The sequence below is a fragment of the Microbulbifer sp. 2205BS26-8 genome (assembly GCF_030731025.1).
Lineage (GTDB): Bacteria > Pseudomonadota > Gammaproteobacteria > Pseudomonadales > Cellvibrionaceae > Microbulbifer > Microbulbifer spongiae.
This window is the reverse complement of sequence record NZ_JAVAMR010000235.1, coordinates 1-264: the sequence shown is the minus strand read 5'-3', so window position 1 is coordinate 264 and position 264 is coordinate 1. Positions and strand designations below refer to the sequence as shown.

Annotated in this window: 1 protein-coding gene; it reads right to left on the bottom strand. The window is 48.5% G+C overall.

Going from position 1 to position 264, the window contains the following annotated elements; all coding sequences use genetic code 11:
• Positions 1 to 264: helix-turn-helix domain-containing protein (locus Q5Y71_RS17400; RefSeq protein WP_306043323.1), on the bottom strand; the 264-nt coding region annotated here is incomplete at both ends.

Below are 264 nucleotides of genomic sequence, written 5' to 3'. Positions count from 1 at the left end.
GTTATACTAAGTTCAATACCAAATTTCTCTCGAATCAGATCTGACACGATTTGGCGTGTCCACAACCCAAAGTCAAAACCGTATTGCCTCGGATCACCACCAATAACCCATCGTTTGACTTCTTGCTCCTCAATAGGTGACAACTTTCTGCCGCGCCCAGGCCTTGCTTTGGGAGCCAAAGCGTCGATGCCTTTTTCCCGTGCAGTTTTCAACCATGAGAAAATGGTTCTACCACCCAGCCCTAAGCTACGAGTAACCTCCGCC